Consider the following 12652-nt stretch of genomic DNA (forward strand, 5'->3'; position numbering starts at 1 on the left):
CTTACGACCTAAGTTGCTGTCACAGCAGGTCGTTCTGGAGCGGTGTCGCGCTAAGCTGTAGCACCGCTCGGGTTCTTTCTACTAATCACGACACCGTCGCGACTACCAAATGCTTACAGGGGGCTTAACTTGCTGTCGCCTTTCAGGCTGGCCGGCGGCCAGTTTTCCAGGCGCATACCCAGGGACAAACCACGGGAAGCCAGTACGTCCTTGATTTCAGTCAGAGACTTCTTACCAAGATTCGGCGTCTTCAGCAGTTCTACTTCAGTGCGCTGAATCAGATCACCGATGTAGTAAATATTCTCTGCCTTCAGACAGTTCGCCGAACGTACAGTCAACTCCAGGTCGTCTACCGGGCGCAGTAGTACCGGATCAACTTCAGGCTCTTCAGCCTTCGGTTGTGCATCCTTCTCGCCTTCCAGGTCCACAAATACTGCGAGCTGTTGCTGCAGAATAGTGGCGGCGCGACGAATAGCCTCTTCCGGGTCCAGGGTACCGTTGGTCTCCAGATCCAGAACCAGCTTATCCAGGTCAGTGCGCTGTTCTACACGCGCGCTTTCCACGCTGTAGGAAACGCGACGCACTGGGCTGTATGAAGCATCCAGCTGCAGACGGCCAATTGCACGGCTTTCCTCTTCCTCGCCACGACGAGCATCGGCGGGCTGGTAGCCGCGACCGCGCGCTACAGTGAGACGCAGGTTGAGCTCGACATCACCAGTAATATTGGCGATCACGTGCTCAGGATTAACGATCTCGATGTCGTGATCTACCTGGATATCTCCAGCAGTCACCGCACCTGGGCCCTTTTTGCTCAGGCTCAATACCGCCTGATCCTTACCGTGCATAACAACGGCGATTTCTTTCAGGTTGAGCAGGATTTCAATTACATCTTCCTGCACACCTTCGATCGCGCTGTACTCGTGCTCGACACCTTCGATTTCCACCTCGGTGACGGCGCAGCCCGGCATGGAGGACAGCAGGATGCGACGCAGCGCATTGCCAAGAGTGTGGCCAAAGCCACGCTCCAGGGGCTCCAAAATCACTTTGGCGTGATTCGGATTGTACTCGGTGACGTCAATACGACGCGGTGTCAAAAACTCGTTGACAGCAGTCTGCATAGCCATACCTGTTTACAGTTGCATTCCTTAAAGTGGACTTATTGTTACTTGGAGTACAGTTCCACGATAAGGTTTTCGTTGATCTCTGCCGGCAGATCGACACGATCCGGAGTGCGCTTGAAAGTGCCTTCCAGTTTGCTCGCGTTTACGTCTACCCACTCGACATCGCCACGCTGGGCAGCGAGGGAAACGGAATTCTGGATACGCAGCTGCTTCTTGGCTTTCTCACGTACAGCGATAACGTCGCCTTCTTTAACCTGGAAAGAAGGGATGTTAACGGTAGTGCCGTTTACAAGAATCGCTTTGTGGGAAACCAGCTGACGCGCTTCAGAGCGAGTTGAGCCGAAGCCCATGCGGTAAACCACGTTGTCCAGACGCTGCTCGAGAAGTTGCAGCAGGTTTTCACCTGTAGCGCCCTTCAGACGTGCTGCTTCCTTATAGTAGTTACGGAACTGCTTTTCCAGTACGCCGTAGATACGACGAACTTTTTGCTTTTCACGCAGCTGAATACCGTAGTCGGACAGACGACCGCGACCAGCGCCGTGCTGACCGGGTTTGGATTCTGCGCGACACTTGGAGTCGTGCGGACGAACACCACTCTTCAGCTGCAGGTCAGTCCCTTCACGACGGGACAGTTTACATTTTGGTCCAATATAACGTGCCATTTTGTCAGCCCCCTCTTACACGCGACGCTTTTTAGGTGGACGACATCCGTTATGCGGGATAGGCGTCACGTCGGTGATGTTGGTGATCTTGTAGCCGCAGTTGTTCAGTGCACGAACGGCAGATTCGCGACCGGGGCCAGGGCCCTTAACTTCTACGTCGAGGTTTTTCAGGCCGTATTCCTGAGCTGCAGTACCTGCGCGCTCAGCGGCAACCTGGGCTGCAAACGGGGTGCTCTTACGCGAGCCACGGAAGCCAGATCCACCTGCGGTGGCCCAGCTGAGGGTATTACCCTGGCGATCAGTGATCGTCACGATCGTGTTGTTGAACGATGCGTGGATGTGGGCAATACCGTCGACAACGGTCTTTTTGACCTTTTTGCGAACAGTAGTTTTTGGCTTAGCCATACCAGTATCCTAAATCCTGTATCAAATCCCCTCGGCGATTAGCCGGACGGGGCATCTTGAACCGCGATTTCGCGCCTTTTAGTTAAGGCTTACTTGCGAATCGGCTTGCGCGGACCCTTACGGGTGCGAGCATTGGTCTTGGTGCGCTGACCACGCAGCGGCAAGCTGCGACGGTGACGCAGACCGCGATAACAACCCAGATCCATCAAACGCTTGATGTTCATGGATATTTCACGGCGCAGGTCGCCTTCCACGGTCAGTTTTGCAACTTCACCACGGATGGTTTCGATCTGCTCTTCAGACAGTTCGCGGATTTTGGTGGATTCAGCGATACCAACCGCTGCCAAAATAGACTTAGCCGTAGTGCGACCAACCCCATAAATGTGGGTCAGGGAGATTACGGCGTGCTTGTGGTCTGGTACATTGACACCAGCAATACGTGCCATAGAGGCGTACTCCACGTATTGGAGTCACTGCTTTATATTAAGTATGTGACTCTACTTTGATTTCGGCGCTGACAGCGACTAAAAAACCGGCGGCGCCACCAAAAAGGCGCGCAAGAATAGCTTTTCAGACACTAATTTGCAATAGCCAACGTCCGCATCGGTCCCCCGAAGCGGATGAAGACGACAGTCAACGCCCCCAGTTGGAAGTTTGCTGTTGCTAACTTCCCACCCCAAAAAACTTCCCGGGGTGTTGCCATTCGATACGGGGCTGTATCGAGTAGCGAATTTTTCCAGCTTTTACAGAGGCGCCCTGTGGGCGCTCTCCGCAAGGGGCTGGCCCCTTCTTAGCCTTGACGCTGCTTGTGACGTGGCTCAGCGCTGCAGATTACCCGCAGAACACCCTTGCGACGCACGATTTTGCAGTTACGGCAGATCTTTTTTACAGAAGCGCGTACTTTCATGACCTTACCTCAATTCAATCAAACTGCGAGCAGGCGACGCCCTAGCGACGACCGTAGCTTTGCAGGTTAGATTTTTTCATCAAACCCTCGTACTGGTGCGACAGCAGATGCGATTGTACCTGTGCCATAAAGTCCATCACTACGACTACAACGATCAGCAGTGAGGTACCCCCCAGATAGAAGGGAACGTTAAACCCAACCACCAGGAACTGCGGCAGCAGGGATACCAGTGCGATGTATACAGCACCCACCAGAGTGAGGCGAGTCAGCACGCTATCGATATAGCGGGCCGTCTGCTCTCCAGGGCGAATACCTGGCACATAAGCACCGGACTTTTTCAGGTTATCCGCAACTTCATTCGGGTTGAACATCAACGCCGTGTAGAAGAAACAGAAGAAACCAATCAACAGTGCGAACAGAATAATGTTCAGCGGTTGCCCTGGTCCAAGCTGCAACGCCATCCACTGCAGGATCTCTGCACCGAGACCTTCCCCGCCCTGACCAAACCACTGTGCCAGTGTGGCCGGGAACAACAGGATACTGCTGGCAAAGATTACCGGAATTACACCGGCCATGTTTACCTTCAGCGGCAAGTGGCTCGCCTGTGCAGCTGGAGCTGCAGAGTAACGTCCCGCTTGGCGCCTGGCGTGATTGATCGTAATGCGGCGCTGGCCGCGTTCCATAACAACCACAAAGAACACTACAGCAAGAGCGATGACGCCAATCATCAACAGCATGAGTATGTGCAGCTCACCCTGTCTCGCCTGTTCAAATGCCTGGCCGATGGCACCGGGTAAACCGGCGACGATACCGGCAAAAATCAGCATGGAAATGCCGTTGCCAACACCGCGCTCGGTGATCTGCTCACCGAGCCACATCATAAATACAGCACCAGTCACCAGTGACGTTACCGCCACAAAGTAAAAACCAAACGCGGGCTCAGATGAGTAAGCCAGGTTCTGCCCTGCCAGGCCGAAAGTCATACCGATCCCCTGAATCAGGGCCAGTATTACCGTCAGATAGCGGGTGTACTGGTTGATCTTACGTCTTCCGGCCTCCCCTTCCTTCTTCAACGCTTCCAGAGAGGGAGTCACCGCGCTCATCAACTGCATGATGATGGACGCGGAGATGTAGGGCATGATGCCCAGCGCCAGAATACTCATCCTTTCCAGGGCGCCGCCTGAAAACATGTTAAACAGGCCAAGGATGGTTCCCTGGTTCTGGTTAAACAGGTTTGACAGCTTTTCCGGATCAATGCCGGGCACCGGAATATGTGTCCCCAGTCGATAAACAAGAATCGCTAGAAACAGAAAACGAAGGCGAGCCCAAAGCTCGCCCAATCCCTTGCTGTTGCCCAGGGGATTTCCACCGGATCCTGGTCGTGCCATTGGCGCCTCGATTAGTCTTCTATTTTACCGCCAGCAGCTTCAATCGCTGCCTTTGCACCTTTGGTAACTCCCAGACCCTTAACGGTAACAGCTTTGGTCAGCTCACCTGAGAGGAACACTTTGGCGCGTTTAATATGGCTGCCGATGATATCGGCATTCTTAAGCGCTGCCAAATCGATTACGTCATTTTCTACCTTCGCCAGCTCAGCCAGACGTACTTCTGCGGTAAAGCGAGAAACACGAGCGGTGAAACCGTACTTAGGAAGACGCTTCTGCAAAGGCATCTGACCGCCTTCGAAGCCCGGACGAACACTGCCGCCGGAACGCGCTTTCTGACCTTTGTGGCCGCGGCCACCGGTCTTACCAATTCCGCTACCAATACCGCGACCAACGCGCTTGGCGCTGTGCTTGTGGCCTGGTGCTGGAGACAAGTCGTTCAAACGCATGTTATTCCCCCTCAACCTTAACCAGGTAGTTTACTTTGTTGATCATACCGCGCACGGAGGGAGTATCCTCCACTTCCACTGTGTGGCCGATGCGGCGCAGGCCCAGACCCGCAACGCACGCCTGATGACTTTTCAGGCGTCCGTTGATGCTTTTGGTCTGGGTCACTTTTATGGTCTTCTTAGCCATGGTCTTAACCCACCAATAACCTTAAATCCGAGCTGTAATTAGCCCAGAATCTCTTCGACAGATTTACCGCGCTTGGCAGCTACATCTTCCGGGCTCTGCATTTGCTCCAGAGCTTTGAAAGTTGCACGTACTACGTTCACCGGGTTGGTGGAGCCGTAACACTTAGCCAATACGTTGTGTACACCAGCCATTTCCAGAACGGAGCGCATAGCACCGCCGGCAATTACACCGGTACCCTGGGAAGCGGGCTGCATGTAAATCTTGGAACCGCCGTGGCGACCATTGGTAGCGTACTGGATGGTGTCACCATTCAGGTCTACCTGGATCATGTTGCGGCGTGCAGATTCCATCGCCTTTTGAATCGCTACAGGCACTTCACGTGCCTTGCCGCGACCAAAGCCAACACGGCCATTGCCATCACCAACTACGGTCAGTGCGGTAAAGGCGAAGATACGACCACCTTTAACAGTCTTGGCAACGCGGTTGACCTGGACCAGCTTCTCCTGCAGGCCTTCGTCGTTGCTTTTGTCTTTCTCTCTAGCCATAACTCAACCCTTAGAATTTCAGACCGGCTTCGCGGGCAGCGTCAGCCAGAGCCTTAACACGGCCATGGTATCTGAAGCCGCTACGATCGAAGGCAACTTGTTCAACGCCAGCGGCTTTCGCGCGCTCAGCGATCAGTTTGCCAACTGCGGCAGCAGCGTCAGCGTTGCCAGTTTTACCAGAGCGCAGGTCCTTGTCCAGGGTAGAGGCGGAAGCCAATACCGCGCTGCCTTCGGCAGACAGGATCTGTGCGTAAATGTGGCGCGGGGTGCGGTTCACGGTGAGGCGAACGGCGCCCAGCTCACGGATCTTGGCGCGGGCACGACGTGCACGACGCAAGCGAGATGCTTTCTTAACGTTCATATCTATGCCCTACTTACTTCTTCTTGGCCTCTTTGCGATACACGCGCTCGTCGGCATAACGGACACCCTTACCTTTGTAGGGCTCCGGCGGACGGAACGAGCGGATCTCAGCGGCCACTTGGCCCAGCAGCTGTTTATTGCTGCTCTTCAGTACGATTTCAGTCTGGGATGGAGTTTCCGCAGTCACACCTTCCGGCAACTGATAATCGATCGGATGGGAGAAGCCCAGGGTCAGGTTAACCGCTTTACCGGCTGCTTTCGCACGATAACCAACACCCAGCAACTGCAGCTTCTTCTCGAAGCCCTTGCTTACGCCTATCACCATGTTATTGACCAAAGCACGGGTGGTACCCGCCAAGGCTCTGGCCTGCTTGGAGTTATTGCGCGCGGCAAAAGTCAGCTGGCTTTCAGCCTCGCTCACTTCTACATCACCGTGAATAACCATATCCAGGTTACCGCTACCGCCTTTAACAGCGATATTTTGACCTTTCAGGTCTACGGTTACACCTGCGGGGATAACTACCGGACTATTTGCTACTCGAGACATTGCAACCCCCGCTTAGAATACGGTGCAAAGCACTTCGCCACCGATACCAGCCTGACGTGCAGCGCGGTCAGTCATCACACCATTAGAGGTGGAAACGATCGCGACACCCAGGCCACCACGTACGGTAGGCAGAGCTTTTTTACCAGTGTAAGCGCGCAGGCCCGGACGGGAAACGCGATTGAGCTCGGCAATAACCGGCTTGCCCTGGAAGTATTTCAGAGCAATGGTCAGTTCCGGCTTAGCGCCTTCGCTTACGTTTAAATCAGTAACGTAACCTTCGTCTTTCAGGACTTTGGCCACTGCTACTTTCAGTTTGGATGATGGCAGGGTGACTTCCGCCTTTCCGCGCGCCAGGGCATTGCGGATGCGAGTCAGCATATCTGCCAACGGATCTTGCATACTCATCTTATGAGACTCCTCAAATCTGCCTTAAACCAGCTGGTAATTACCAGCTGGACTTCACGAGGCCAGGAACATCACCACGCATCGCAGCTTCACGAAGCTTGTTACGGCACAGGCCGAACTTGCGGTATACAGCGTGGGGGCGACCAGTAATACGACAGCGGCGTTGCTGACGTACCGGGCTTGCATCGCGCGGCATTTTCTGCAGCTTGAGTTGAGCCTCCCACTGCTCCTCTTCGGAAGCAGTGGAACTGGCGATGATCGCCTTCAGCTCTTGACGCTTCTCGGCGTACTTAGCTGCGGTTCGAGCGCGCTTGTTTTCGCGCGCAATCATGGATTTCTTCGCCATGGAATCCTCTTAACCCTTGAAAGGGAAGTTGAACGCTTTCAGCAGCGCACGACCTTGATCGTCGTTTGCAGCTGTAGTGGTAATACAAATATCCAGACCGCGGAGCTTGTCTACTTTGTCGTAGTCAATTTCCGGGAAGATGATTTGTTCAGTCACGCCCATAGAGAAGTTACCGCGGCCGTCGAACTGCTTCGGGCTAATGCCACGGAAGTCGCGGATACGCGGAATCGCGATGTCAACCAAACGCTCCAGGAACTCATACATGCGCTCACCGCGCAGAGTTACCTTGCAGCCGATCGGCCAACCGTCACGAATCTTAAAGCCCGCAATAGACTTGCGCGCTTTAGTAACGATGGGCTTTTGACCAGTAATTGCTGTCATATCGTTGACAGCGTGCTCCAGCACCTTCTTATCACCAATCGCTTCACCAACACCCATGTTGATGGTGATCTTGGTGATGCGCGGCACTGCCATCACATTCTCGAGACCAAGCTCTTCTTTTAGCTTGGCCACGAGGTCCTTAGTGTAGAGCTCTTTAAGCTTTGCCATGATCTACCAACCTGCTTTTGCGTCAAGAGCCTTAGATGGCTTCGCCGCTGGATTTGAAGACGCGAATCTTAGTGCCGTCTTCCAGTACTTTAAAGCCCACCCGGTCAGCCTTCTGGGTGTTAGGGTTGAAGATGGCTACGTTGGAAGCTTGGATAGCAGCTTCTTTCTCAACGATGCCACCTGCAATACCCATCTGTGGGTTTGGCTTTTGGTGCTTTTTGATCATCTGTATGCCGGAGACAATCAGACGACCGTCGTTCAGTACTTTACGTACTGAACCACGTTTGCCCTTGTCACGACCGGCGATAACGATCACTTCGTCGTCACGCTTGATCTTGCGCATAACTCTTCTCCGCTCGAGGCCTAGATAACTTCGGGAGCGAGGGAGATGATCTTCATGAACTTCTCACCGCGCAATTCGCGAGTTACCGGACCAAAAATACGGGTGCCAACCGGCGCCAGTTGCTGGTTCAGCAGCACCGCTGCGTTATCGTCAAATTTAATCAGGGAACCGTCCGCGCGACGCACACCTTTTTTGGTGCGAACCACAACGGCGTTCATTACCTGACCTTTCTTCACTTTACCGCGGGGGATGGCTTCCTTAACGGTTACCTTGATAATGTCGCCCACGCCGGCATAACGACGATGGGAGCCGCCCAGCACCTTGATGCACATGACGCGGCGAGCCCCACTGTTGTCAGCTACTTCTAAGTAGGATTCCGCTTGAATCATTGTCTCTCTCCGAAACCTTTCAATTCGGCAGTCAATGCGCTAGGGGTTATACCTTCGCCGCACGCTCTACAATTTTCTGCAAAGCCCAAGATTTGCTCTTGGACAGAGGACGAGATTCCTCGATGGTTACAACATCACCGATGCTGCAATCATTGTTCTCATCATGTGCCTTGAGCTTTGTGGACTTGTTTACAATTTTGCCGTAGATCGGGTGCTTAACACGGCGCTCGATCAAAACGGTGATGGTTTTATCCATCTTGTCACTCACAACCTTGCCGGTCAGAGTACGCTTCAGTTTTGCTTCAGCCATGATTAATTACCTGCCTTCTCGGTCAACACAGTCTTTATGCGAGCAATGTCGCGACGAGTCTGCTTCAGCAGATGAGTCTGAGCCAGTTGACCGGTGGATTTTTGCATACGAAGCTTAAATTGAGCTTCGAGCTGGTTCAGCAGTTCTTGGTTCAGCTCTTCAACTGACTTTTCGCGTAGATCTGCAGTCTTCATTACATCACCGAACGCTTAACGAAAGTTGTTTTTACAGGCAGCTTGGCCGCAGCTAATGCAAAAGCCTCACGAGCCAGCTCCTCGGACACACCCTCCATCTCATAGAGGACCTTGCCCGGCTGGATCTGAGCTACCCAGTATTCAACGCCACCTTTACCTTTACCCATTCGAACTTCGAGGGGCTTATTGGTAATTGGCTTGTCTGGAAACACACGAATCCAGATTTTACCGCCACGTTTAATGTGACGAGTCATTGCGCGACGAGCCGCTTCGATCTGGCGCGCAGTAATGCGACCACGACCGGTAGCCTTAAGGCCAAACTCGCCAAAGCTCACTTTAGAGCCGCGCTGAGCAAGACCGCGGTTGCGACCCTTCTGTACCTTGCGGAATTTTGTACGCTTTGGTTGCAGCATTTGCGTACCCCTTATTTAGCAGCTTTTTTGCGGCTCTTTACCGGCTTCTCATCGGGCACTTCGTCACCGATTACCTCGCCTTTAAAGATCCACACCTTGATACCGATGATGCCGTAAGTAGTCTTCGCTTCAACATTGGCGTAGTCGATGTTGGCGCGCAGGGTGTGCAGGGGCACACGGCCTTCGCGATACCATTCGGTACGCGCGATTTCTGCACCGCCAAGACGGCCACTTACTTGAATCTTGATACCTTCGGCACCCTGACGCATAGCGTTCTGTACGGCACGCTTCATAGCGCGACGGAACATAACACGGCGTTCCAGCTGCTGGGCAACGTTCTGGCCAACCAGAGCCGCGTCCATATCAGGCTTGCGCACTTCTTCGATGTCGATGTGCACAGGTACGCCCATCTGCGCGCTTACTTCTTTGCGCAGACGTTCTACGTCTTCACCTTTTTTACCGATCACGATGCCCGGACGTGCAGTGTGAATCTTCACACGTGCAGTGTTTGCCGGACGTTCGATCTCAATACGGCTCACAGAAGCGTGGGCCAGTTTTTTGCGAATGTATTCGCGAACTTTCAGATCCGTGTACAGCTTGTCTGCGTACTCGTCGCTGCCGGCATACCAAACAGAGGTATGCTTTTTAACGATACCCAGACGAATGCCGGTAGGATGTACTTTTTGTCCCATGGTTTTCTCGCCTGCTCTCTTATTTCTCGGCCACTTTCACAGTGATGTGACAAGTACGCTTAAGAATGCGATCAGCACGACCTTTAGCACGCGGCTTAATGCGCTTCATGGTCATACCTTCGTCCACAAAAATTGTGGAAACCTTCAGCTCGTCAACGTCAGCACCTTCGTTGTGCTCAGCGTTGGCAATGGCCGACTCCAGTACTTTCTTAATGATCGCCGCACCCTTTTTAGTACTGAAAGCCAGTATATCCAGGGCCTCTTCAACGCCTTTGCCGCGAACCTGATCAGCTACCAGTCGCGCCTTTTGCGCCGATAGACGTGCGCCGCGTAATTTTGCTGCTACTTCCATCTTTATAACCTCGGCTTAGCGCTTCTTCGCTTTCTTGTCCGCAGCATGACCGCGGTAAGTGCGGGTAGCAGCGAACTCGCCCAGTTTATGGCCAACCATTTCTTCGTTAACCAAAACGGGCACGTGTTGACGACCGTTGTGCACGGCAATCGTCAGTCCAACCATTTCCGGCATAATCATGGAACGGCGGGACCAGGTTTTAATCGGCCGACGATCGTTTGCTGCAATCGCTGCCTCCACCTTCTTGATCAAATGCAGATCAATAAAGGGACCTTTCTTTAATGAGCGTGGCACTGTCGATTCCTCTCTAGCTGCTCAGACATCGCGCGGCTTACTTGCCGCGACGACGTACTATCATCTTATCGGTGCGCTTGTTCTTGCGCGTTTTCTTACCCTTGGTCGGAACGCCCCACGGAGTAACCGGATGACGACCACCAGAGGTACGGCCTTCACCACCACCGTGCGGGTGATCTACCGGGTTCATCGCCACACCGCGAACGGTAGGACGAACACCACGCCAGCGTGCAGCACCAGCTTTACCCAGCTTGCGCAGGCTGTGCTCGGAGTTGCTCACTTCACCCAGGGTTGCGCGGCACTCAGCGAGAACCTTGCGCATTTCGCCGGAACGCAGACGAATGGTCGCATACTGACCTTCACGAGCTACCAGCTGCACAGAGGCACCAGCAGAACGGGCCAGCTGAGCGCCTTTGCCTGGCTTCAGCTCGATCGCGTGGATTACAGAACCTACCGGAACGTTGCGCAGAGGCAGAGTGTTACCCACAACAATCGGTGCGGCATCGCCGGACTGAATGGTGGCACCTGCTTTCAGGCCTTTCGGTGCGATAATGTAACGACGCTCACCGTCGGCGTAACACACCAGAGCGATGTGTGCGCTGCGGTTGGGATCGTACTCCAGACGCTCAACTTTAGCCGGAATACCGTCTTTGTTGCGCTTGAAGTCGATTACACGGTAGTGCTGCTTGTGGCCACCACCGATGTGACGGGTAGTGATACGACCATTGTTGTTACGGCCACCACTTTTGCTCTTGCTCTCTAACAGAGGAGCGTAAGGAGCACCCTTGTGCAGGTCGGTGTTAACAACCTTAACCAGGTGACGACGGCCGGCGGAGGTCGGTTTTGTTTTTACAATTGCCATTGTAACGGTCCCCTTTACTCAGCAGCTTCAAAATTGATGTCGCTGCCCTCAGCCAGGCGAACGTAGGCTTTTTTCCAATCGCTGCGCTGGCCCATGCCATTGCGAGTGCGCTTGGTTTTGCCCTTTACGTTCACGGTGCGAACCTGCTCAACGGAAACGTTAAACAGCTTCTCAACCGCAGCCTTGATCTCAGCTTTTTCGGCGTCGGTGGTAACCTTGAAAACTACCTGATTGGCGCTATCCGCCAGTCCAGCAGCTTTTTCGGAAATTACCGGGCCCAGCAGTACTTTGTAGAGTCGCTCTTGGTTCATCCCAGCACCTCTTCAATTTTCTTGAGCGCAGAAACGGTAACCACGACCTTATCAAAGCGAATCAGGCTTACTGGATCGATCGCCTGTACATCGCGGACGTCGATCTTGTGCAAGTTGCGTGCGGCCAGGTAGAGGTTTTCGCTAACCTCTTCAGTCACGATCAGCGCATCGGACAGGTCAAACTGAGCCAGTTTGCTTACCAGCTGCTTGGTCTTGGGTGCGTCCACATCAAAGGACTCAACCACTACCAGGCGCTCCTGACGAGCCAGCTCAGACAGAATGCAACGCAGTGCAGCGCGGTACATTTTTTTGTTCAGCTTAACGCTGTGATCGCGCGGATCAGCGGCGAAGGTTACGCCACCGGAACGCCACAGCGGGCTGCGGATAGTACCGGCACGTGCGCGGCCAGTACCTTTTTGGCGCCATGGCTTCTTACCACCACCAGAAACATCGGAACGATTTTTCTGCGCCTTGGTACCCTGGCGAGCGCCGGCCATGTAGGCCACAACTGCCTGGTGTACCAGATCTTGGTTGAACTCACGTCCGAAAGTCACTTCAGAGACAGCTACTGTGCCTTTAGCGCCTTCGGGAGTAGCGATATTCAGTTCCATATCTATTTCCCC

Annotated in this window: 25 protein-coding genes; all 25 read right to left on the reverse strand. The window is 53.7% G+C overall.

What is annotated here, in order from left to right; all coding sequences use genetic code 11:
- Positions 1–113: 113 nt before the first annotated feature.
- The 25 genes from ACJJI5_RS21165 to rplD all read right to left on the reverse strand — a co-directional run bounded on the left by ACJJI5_RS21165 (position 114) and on the right by rplD (position 12640).
- Positions 114–1118 carry a DNA-directed RNA polymerase subunit alpha gene (locus ACJJI5_RS21165; protein ID WP_282934387.1) on the reverse strand — a complete coding sequence of 335 codons (1005 nt, stop codon included), beginning with the start codon at positions 1116–1118 and terminating at the stop codon, positions 114–116.
- Positions 1119–1162: 44 nt separating this feature from the next.
- A complete protein-coding gene (rpsD, locus tag ACJJI5_RS21170; RefSeq protein ID WP_108731669.1) occupies positions 1163–1783 on the reverse strand; it encodes a 30S ribosomal protein S4 in 621 nt (206 codons plus the stop codon).
- Between the two features lie 15 nt (positions 1784–1798).
- The gene (gene rpsK, locus ACJJI5_RS21175; RefSeq protein WP_020411406.1) at positions 1799–2188 is read right to left on the reverse strand and encodes a 30S ribosomal protein S11; all 390 of its coding nucleotides are present in this window, start codon (positions 2186–2188) and stop codon (positions 1799–1801) included.
- Positions 2189–2277: 89 nt separating this feature from the next.
- On the reverse strand, positions 2278–2634 hold the full coding sequence (gene rpsM, locus ACJJI5_RS21180; protein WP_282934388.1) for a 30S ribosomal protein S13: 357 nt from the start codon (positions 2632–2634) through the stop codon (positions 2278–2280).
- Between the two features lie 344 nt (positions 2635–2978).
- Entirely contained in the window at positions 2979–3095 is a 117-nt protein-coding gene (gene rpmJ, locus ACJJI5_RS21185; RefSeq protein ID WP_010133825.1) for a 50S ribosomal protein L36, read from the reverse strand.
- 41 nt (positions 3096–3136) lie between these two features.
- Positions 3137–4483 carry a preprotein translocase subunit SecY gene (gene secY, locus ACJJI5_RS21190; protein WP_282934389.1) on the reverse strand — a complete coding sequence of 449 codons (1347 nt, stop codon included), beginning with the start codon at positions 4481–4483 and terminating at the stop codon, positions 3137–3139.
- Positions 4484–4494: 11 nt separating this feature from the next.
- Complete coding sequence (rplO, locus tag ACJJI5_RS21195) at positions 4495–4929, reverse strand: 50S ribosomal protein L15 (protein WP_282934390.1); 435 nt, start codon at positions 4927–4929, stop codon at positions 4495–4497.
- Position 4930: 1 nt separating this feature from the next.
- Positions 4931–5116, reverse strand: a complete 186-nt coding sequence (gene rpmD, locus ACJJI5_RS21200; protein WP_020411402.1) for a 50S ribosomal protein L30 — start codon at positions 5114–5116, stop codon at positions 4931–4933.
- 38 nt (positions 5117–5154) lie between these two features.
- Positions 5155–5661, reverse strand: coding sequence for a 30S ribosomal protein S5 (rpsE, locus tag ACJJI5_RS21205; RefSeq protein ID WP_282934391.1), 507 nt, complete (start codon positions 5659–5661; stop codon positions 5155–5157).
- A gap of 10 nt (positions 5662–5671) precedes the next feature.
- Complete coding sequence (gene rplR / locus ACJJI5_RS21210; protein ID WP_282934392.1) at positions 5672–6022, reverse strand: 50S ribosomal protein L18; 351 nt, start codon at positions 6020–6022, stop codon at positions 5672–5674.
- A gap of 13 nt (positions 6023–6035) precedes the next feature.
- Positions 6036–6569, reverse strand: coding sequence for a 50S ribosomal protein L6 (gene rplF / locus ACJJI5_RS21215; RefSeq protein ID WP_282934393.1), 534 nt, complete (start codon positions 6567–6569; stop codon positions 6036–6038).
- A 12-nt stretch (positions 6570–6581) separates the two neighbouring features.
- Complete coding sequence (rpsH, locus tag ACJJI5_RS21220; protein ID WP_282934394.1) at positions 6582–6974, reverse strand: 30S ribosomal protein S8; 393 nt, start codon at positions 6972–6974, stop codon at positions 6582–6584.
- 40 nt (positions 6975–7014) lie between these two features.
- On the reverse strand, positions 7015–7320 hold the full coding sequence (gene rpsN / locus ACJJI5_RS21225; RefSeq protein ID WP_020411397.1) for a 30S ribosomal protein S14: 306 nt from the start codon (positions 7318–7320) through the stop codon (positions 7015–7017).
- 9 nt (positions 7321–7329) lie between these two features.
- Positions 7330–7869 (reverse strand): 50S ribosomal protein L5, encoded by a 540-nt coding sequence (rplE, locus tag ACJJI5_RS21230; protein WP_020411396.1) that lies wholly within the window; start codon positions 7867–7869, stop codon positions 7330–7332.
- A gap of 31 nt (positions 7870–7900) precedes the next feature.
- Positions 7901–8212, reverse strand: a complete 312-nt coding sequence (rplX, locus tag ACJJI5_RS21235; protein ID WP_108731661.1) for a 50S ribosomal protein L24 — start codon at positions 8210–8212, stop codon at positions 7901–7903.
- Positions 8213–8232: 20 nt separating this feature from the next.
- Positions 8233–8601 (reverse strand): 50S ribosomal protein L14, encoded by a 369-nt coding sequence (gene rplN / locus ACJJI5_RS21240; RefSeq protein WP_067151032.1) that lies wholly within the window; start codon positions 8599–8601, stop codon positions 8233–8235.
- 46 nt (positions 8602–8647) lie between these two features.
- The gene (gene rpsQ, locus ACJJI5_RS21245; RefSeq protein WP_108731660.1) at positions 8648–8911 is read right to left on the reverse strand and encodes a 30S ribosomal protein S17; all 264 of its coding nucleotides are present in this window, start codon (positions 8909–8911) and stop codon (positions 8648–8650) included.
- Positions 8912–8913: 2 nt separating this feature from the next.
- A complete protein-coding gene (gene rpmC / locus ACJJI5_RS21250; RefSeq protein WP_020411392.1) occupies positions 8914–9105 on the reverse strand; it encodes a 50S ribosomal protein L29 in 192 nt (63 codons plus the stop codon).
- Positions 9105–9518, reverse strand: a complete 414-nt coding sequence (gene rplP, locus ACJJI5_RS21255; RefSeq protein WP_282934395.1) for a 50S ribosomal protein L16 — start codon at positions 9516–9518, stop codon at positions 9105–9107. Before rplP ends, rpmC begins: the two co-directional genes overlap by 1 nt.
- A gap of 11 nt (positions 9519–9529) precedes the next feature.
- Positions 9530–10210 carry a 30S ribosomal protein S3 gene (rpsC, locus tag ACJJI5_RS21260; protein ID WP_282934396.1) on the reverse strand — a complete coding sequence of 227 codons (681 nt, stop codon included), beginning with the start codon at positions 10208–10210 and terminating at the stop codon, positions 9530–9532.
- A 19-nt stretch (positions 10211–10229) separates the two neighbouring features.
- Positions 10230–10562 (reverse strand): 50S ribosomal protein L22, encoded by a 333-nt coding sequence (rplV, locus tag ACJJI5_RS21265; RefSeq protein WP_282934397.1) that lies wholly within the window; start codon positions 10560–10562, stop codon positions 10230–10232.
- Between the two features lie 15 nt (positions 10563–10577).
- Positions 10578–10856: a 30S ribosomal protein S19 gene (gene rpsS, locus ACJJI5_RS21270; protein WP_069946924.1), complete on the reverse strand. Its 279-nt coding sequence runs from the start codon at positions 10854–10856 to the stop codon at positions 10578–10580.
- Positions 10857–10893: 37 nt separating this feature from the next.
- Positions 10894–11718, reverse strand: coding sequence for a 50S ribosomal protein L2 (gene rplB, locus ACJJI5_RS21275; RefSeq protein ID WP_108731657.1), 825 nt, complete (start codon positions 11716–11718; stop codon positions 10894–10896).
- A gap of 14 nt (positions 11719–11732) precedes the next feature.
- On the reverse strand, positions 11733–12029 hold the full coding sequence (rplW, locus tag ACJJI5_RS21280) for a 50S ribosomal protein L23 (RefSeq protein ID WP_282934398.1): 297 nt from the start codon (positions 12027–12029) through the stop codon (positions 11733–11735).
- On the reverse strand, positions 12026–12640 hold the full coding sequence (gene rplD / locus ACJJI5_RS21285; protein WP_020411385.1) for a 50S ribosomal protein L4: 615 nt from the start codon (positions 12638–12640) through the stop codon (positions 12026–12028). Before rplD ends, rplW begins: the two co-directional genes overlap by 4 nt.
- Positions 12641–12652 lie beyond the last annotated feature (12 nt).

The sequence above is a fragment of the Microbulbifer maximicatervae (SeqCode) genome (assembly GCF_052467955.1).

Excerpts from the sequence above, each read along its gene's own strand:
- ACJJI5_RS21165 (WP_282934387.1), bottom strand. The coding sequence starts at position 1,118 with ATGCAGACTGCTGTCAACGAGTTTTTGACACCGCGTCGTATTGACGTC.
- rpsD (WP_108731669.1), bottom strand. The coding sequence starts at position 1,783 with ATGGCACGTTATATTGGACCAAAATGTAAACTGTCCCGTCGTGAAGGG.
- rpsK (WP_020411406.1), bottom strand. The coding sequence starts at position 2,188 with ATGGCTAAGCCAAAAACTACTGTTCGCAAAAAGGTCAAAAAGACCGTT.
- rpsM (WP_282934388.1), bottom strand. The coding sequence starts at position 2,634 with ATGGCACGTATTGCTGGTGTCAATGTACCAGACCACAAGCACGCCGTA.
- rpmJ (WP_010133825.1), bottom strand. The coding sequence starts at position 3,095 with ATGAAAGTACGCGCTTCTGTAAAAAAGATCTGCCGTAACTGCAAAATC.
- secY (WP_282934389.1), bottom strand. The coding sequence starts at position 4,483 with ATGGCACGACCAGGATCCGGTGGAAATCCCCTGGGCAACAGCAAGGGA.
- rplO (WP_282934390.1), bottom strand. The coding sequence starts at position 4,929 with ATGCGTTTGAACGACTTGTCTCCAGCACCAGGCCACAAGCACAGCGCC.
- rpmD (WP_020411402.1), bottom strand. The coding sequence starts at position 5,116 with ATGGCTAAGAAGACCATAAAAGTGACCCAGACCAAAAGCATCAACGGA.
- rpsE (WP_282934391.1), bottom strand. The coding sequence starts at position 5,661 with ATGGCTAGAGAGAAAGACAAAAGCAACGACGAAGGCCTGCAGGAGAAG.
- rplR (WP_282934392.1), bottom strand. The coding sequence starts at position 6,022 with ATGAACGTTAAGAAAGCATCTCGCTTGCGTCGTGCACGTCGTGCCCGC.
- rplF (WP_282934393.1), bottom strand. The coding sequence starts at position 6,569 with ATGTCTCGAGTAGCAAATAGTCCGGTAGTTATCCCCGCAGGTGTAACC.
- rpsH (WP_282934394.1), bottom strand. The coding sequence starts at position 6,974 with ATGAGTATGCAAGATCCGTTGGCAGATATGCTGACTCGCATCCGCAAT.
- rpsN (WP_020411397.1), bottom strand. The coding sequence starts at position 7,320 with ATGGCGAAGAAATCCATGATTGCGCGCGAAAACAAGCGCGCTCGAACC.
- rplE (WP_020411396.1), bottom strand. The coding sequence starts at position 7,869 with ATGGCAAAGCTTAAAGAGCTCTACACTAAGGACCTCGTGGCCAAGCTA.
- rplX (WP_108731661.1), bottom strand. The coding sequence starts at position 8,212 with ATGCGCAAGATCAAGCGTGACGACGAAGTGATCGTTATCGCCGGTCGT.
- rplN (WP_067151032.1), bottom strand. The coding sequence starts at position 8,601 with ATGATTCAAGCGGAATCCTACTTAGAAGTAGCTGACAACAGTGGGGCT.
- rpsQ (WP_108731660.1), bottom strand. The coding sequence starts at position 8,911 with ATGGCTGAAGCAAAACTGAAGCGTACTCTGACCGGCAAGGTTGTGAGT.
- rpmC (WP_020411392.1), bottom strand. The coding sequence starts at position 9,105 with ATGAAGACTGCAGATCTACGCGAAAAGTCAGTTGAAGAGCTGAACCAA.
- rplP (WP_282934395.1), bottom strand. The coding sequence starts at position 9,518 with ATGCTGCAACCAAAGCGTACAAAATTCCGCAAGGTACAGAAGGGTCGC.
- rpsC (WP_282934396.1), bottom strand. The coding sequence starts at position 10,210 with ATGGGACAAAAAGTACATCCTACCGGCATTCGTCTGGGTATCGTTAAA.
- rplV (WP_282934397.1), bottom strand. The coding sequence starts at position 10,562 with ATGGAAGTAGCAGCAAAATTACGCGGCGCACGTCTATCGGCGCAAAAG.
- rplB (WP_108731657.1), bottom strand. The coding sequence starts at position 11,718 with ATGGCAATTGTAAAAACAAAACCGACCTCCGCCGGCCGTCGTCACCTG.
- rplW (WP_282934398.1), bottom strand. The coding sequence starts at position 12,029 with ATGAACCAAGAGCGACTCTACAAAGTACTGCTGGGCCCGGTAATTTCC.
- rplD (WP_020411385.1), bottom strand. The coding sequence starts at position 12,640 with ATGGAACTGAATATCGCTACTCCCGAAGGCGCTAAAGGCACAGTAGCT.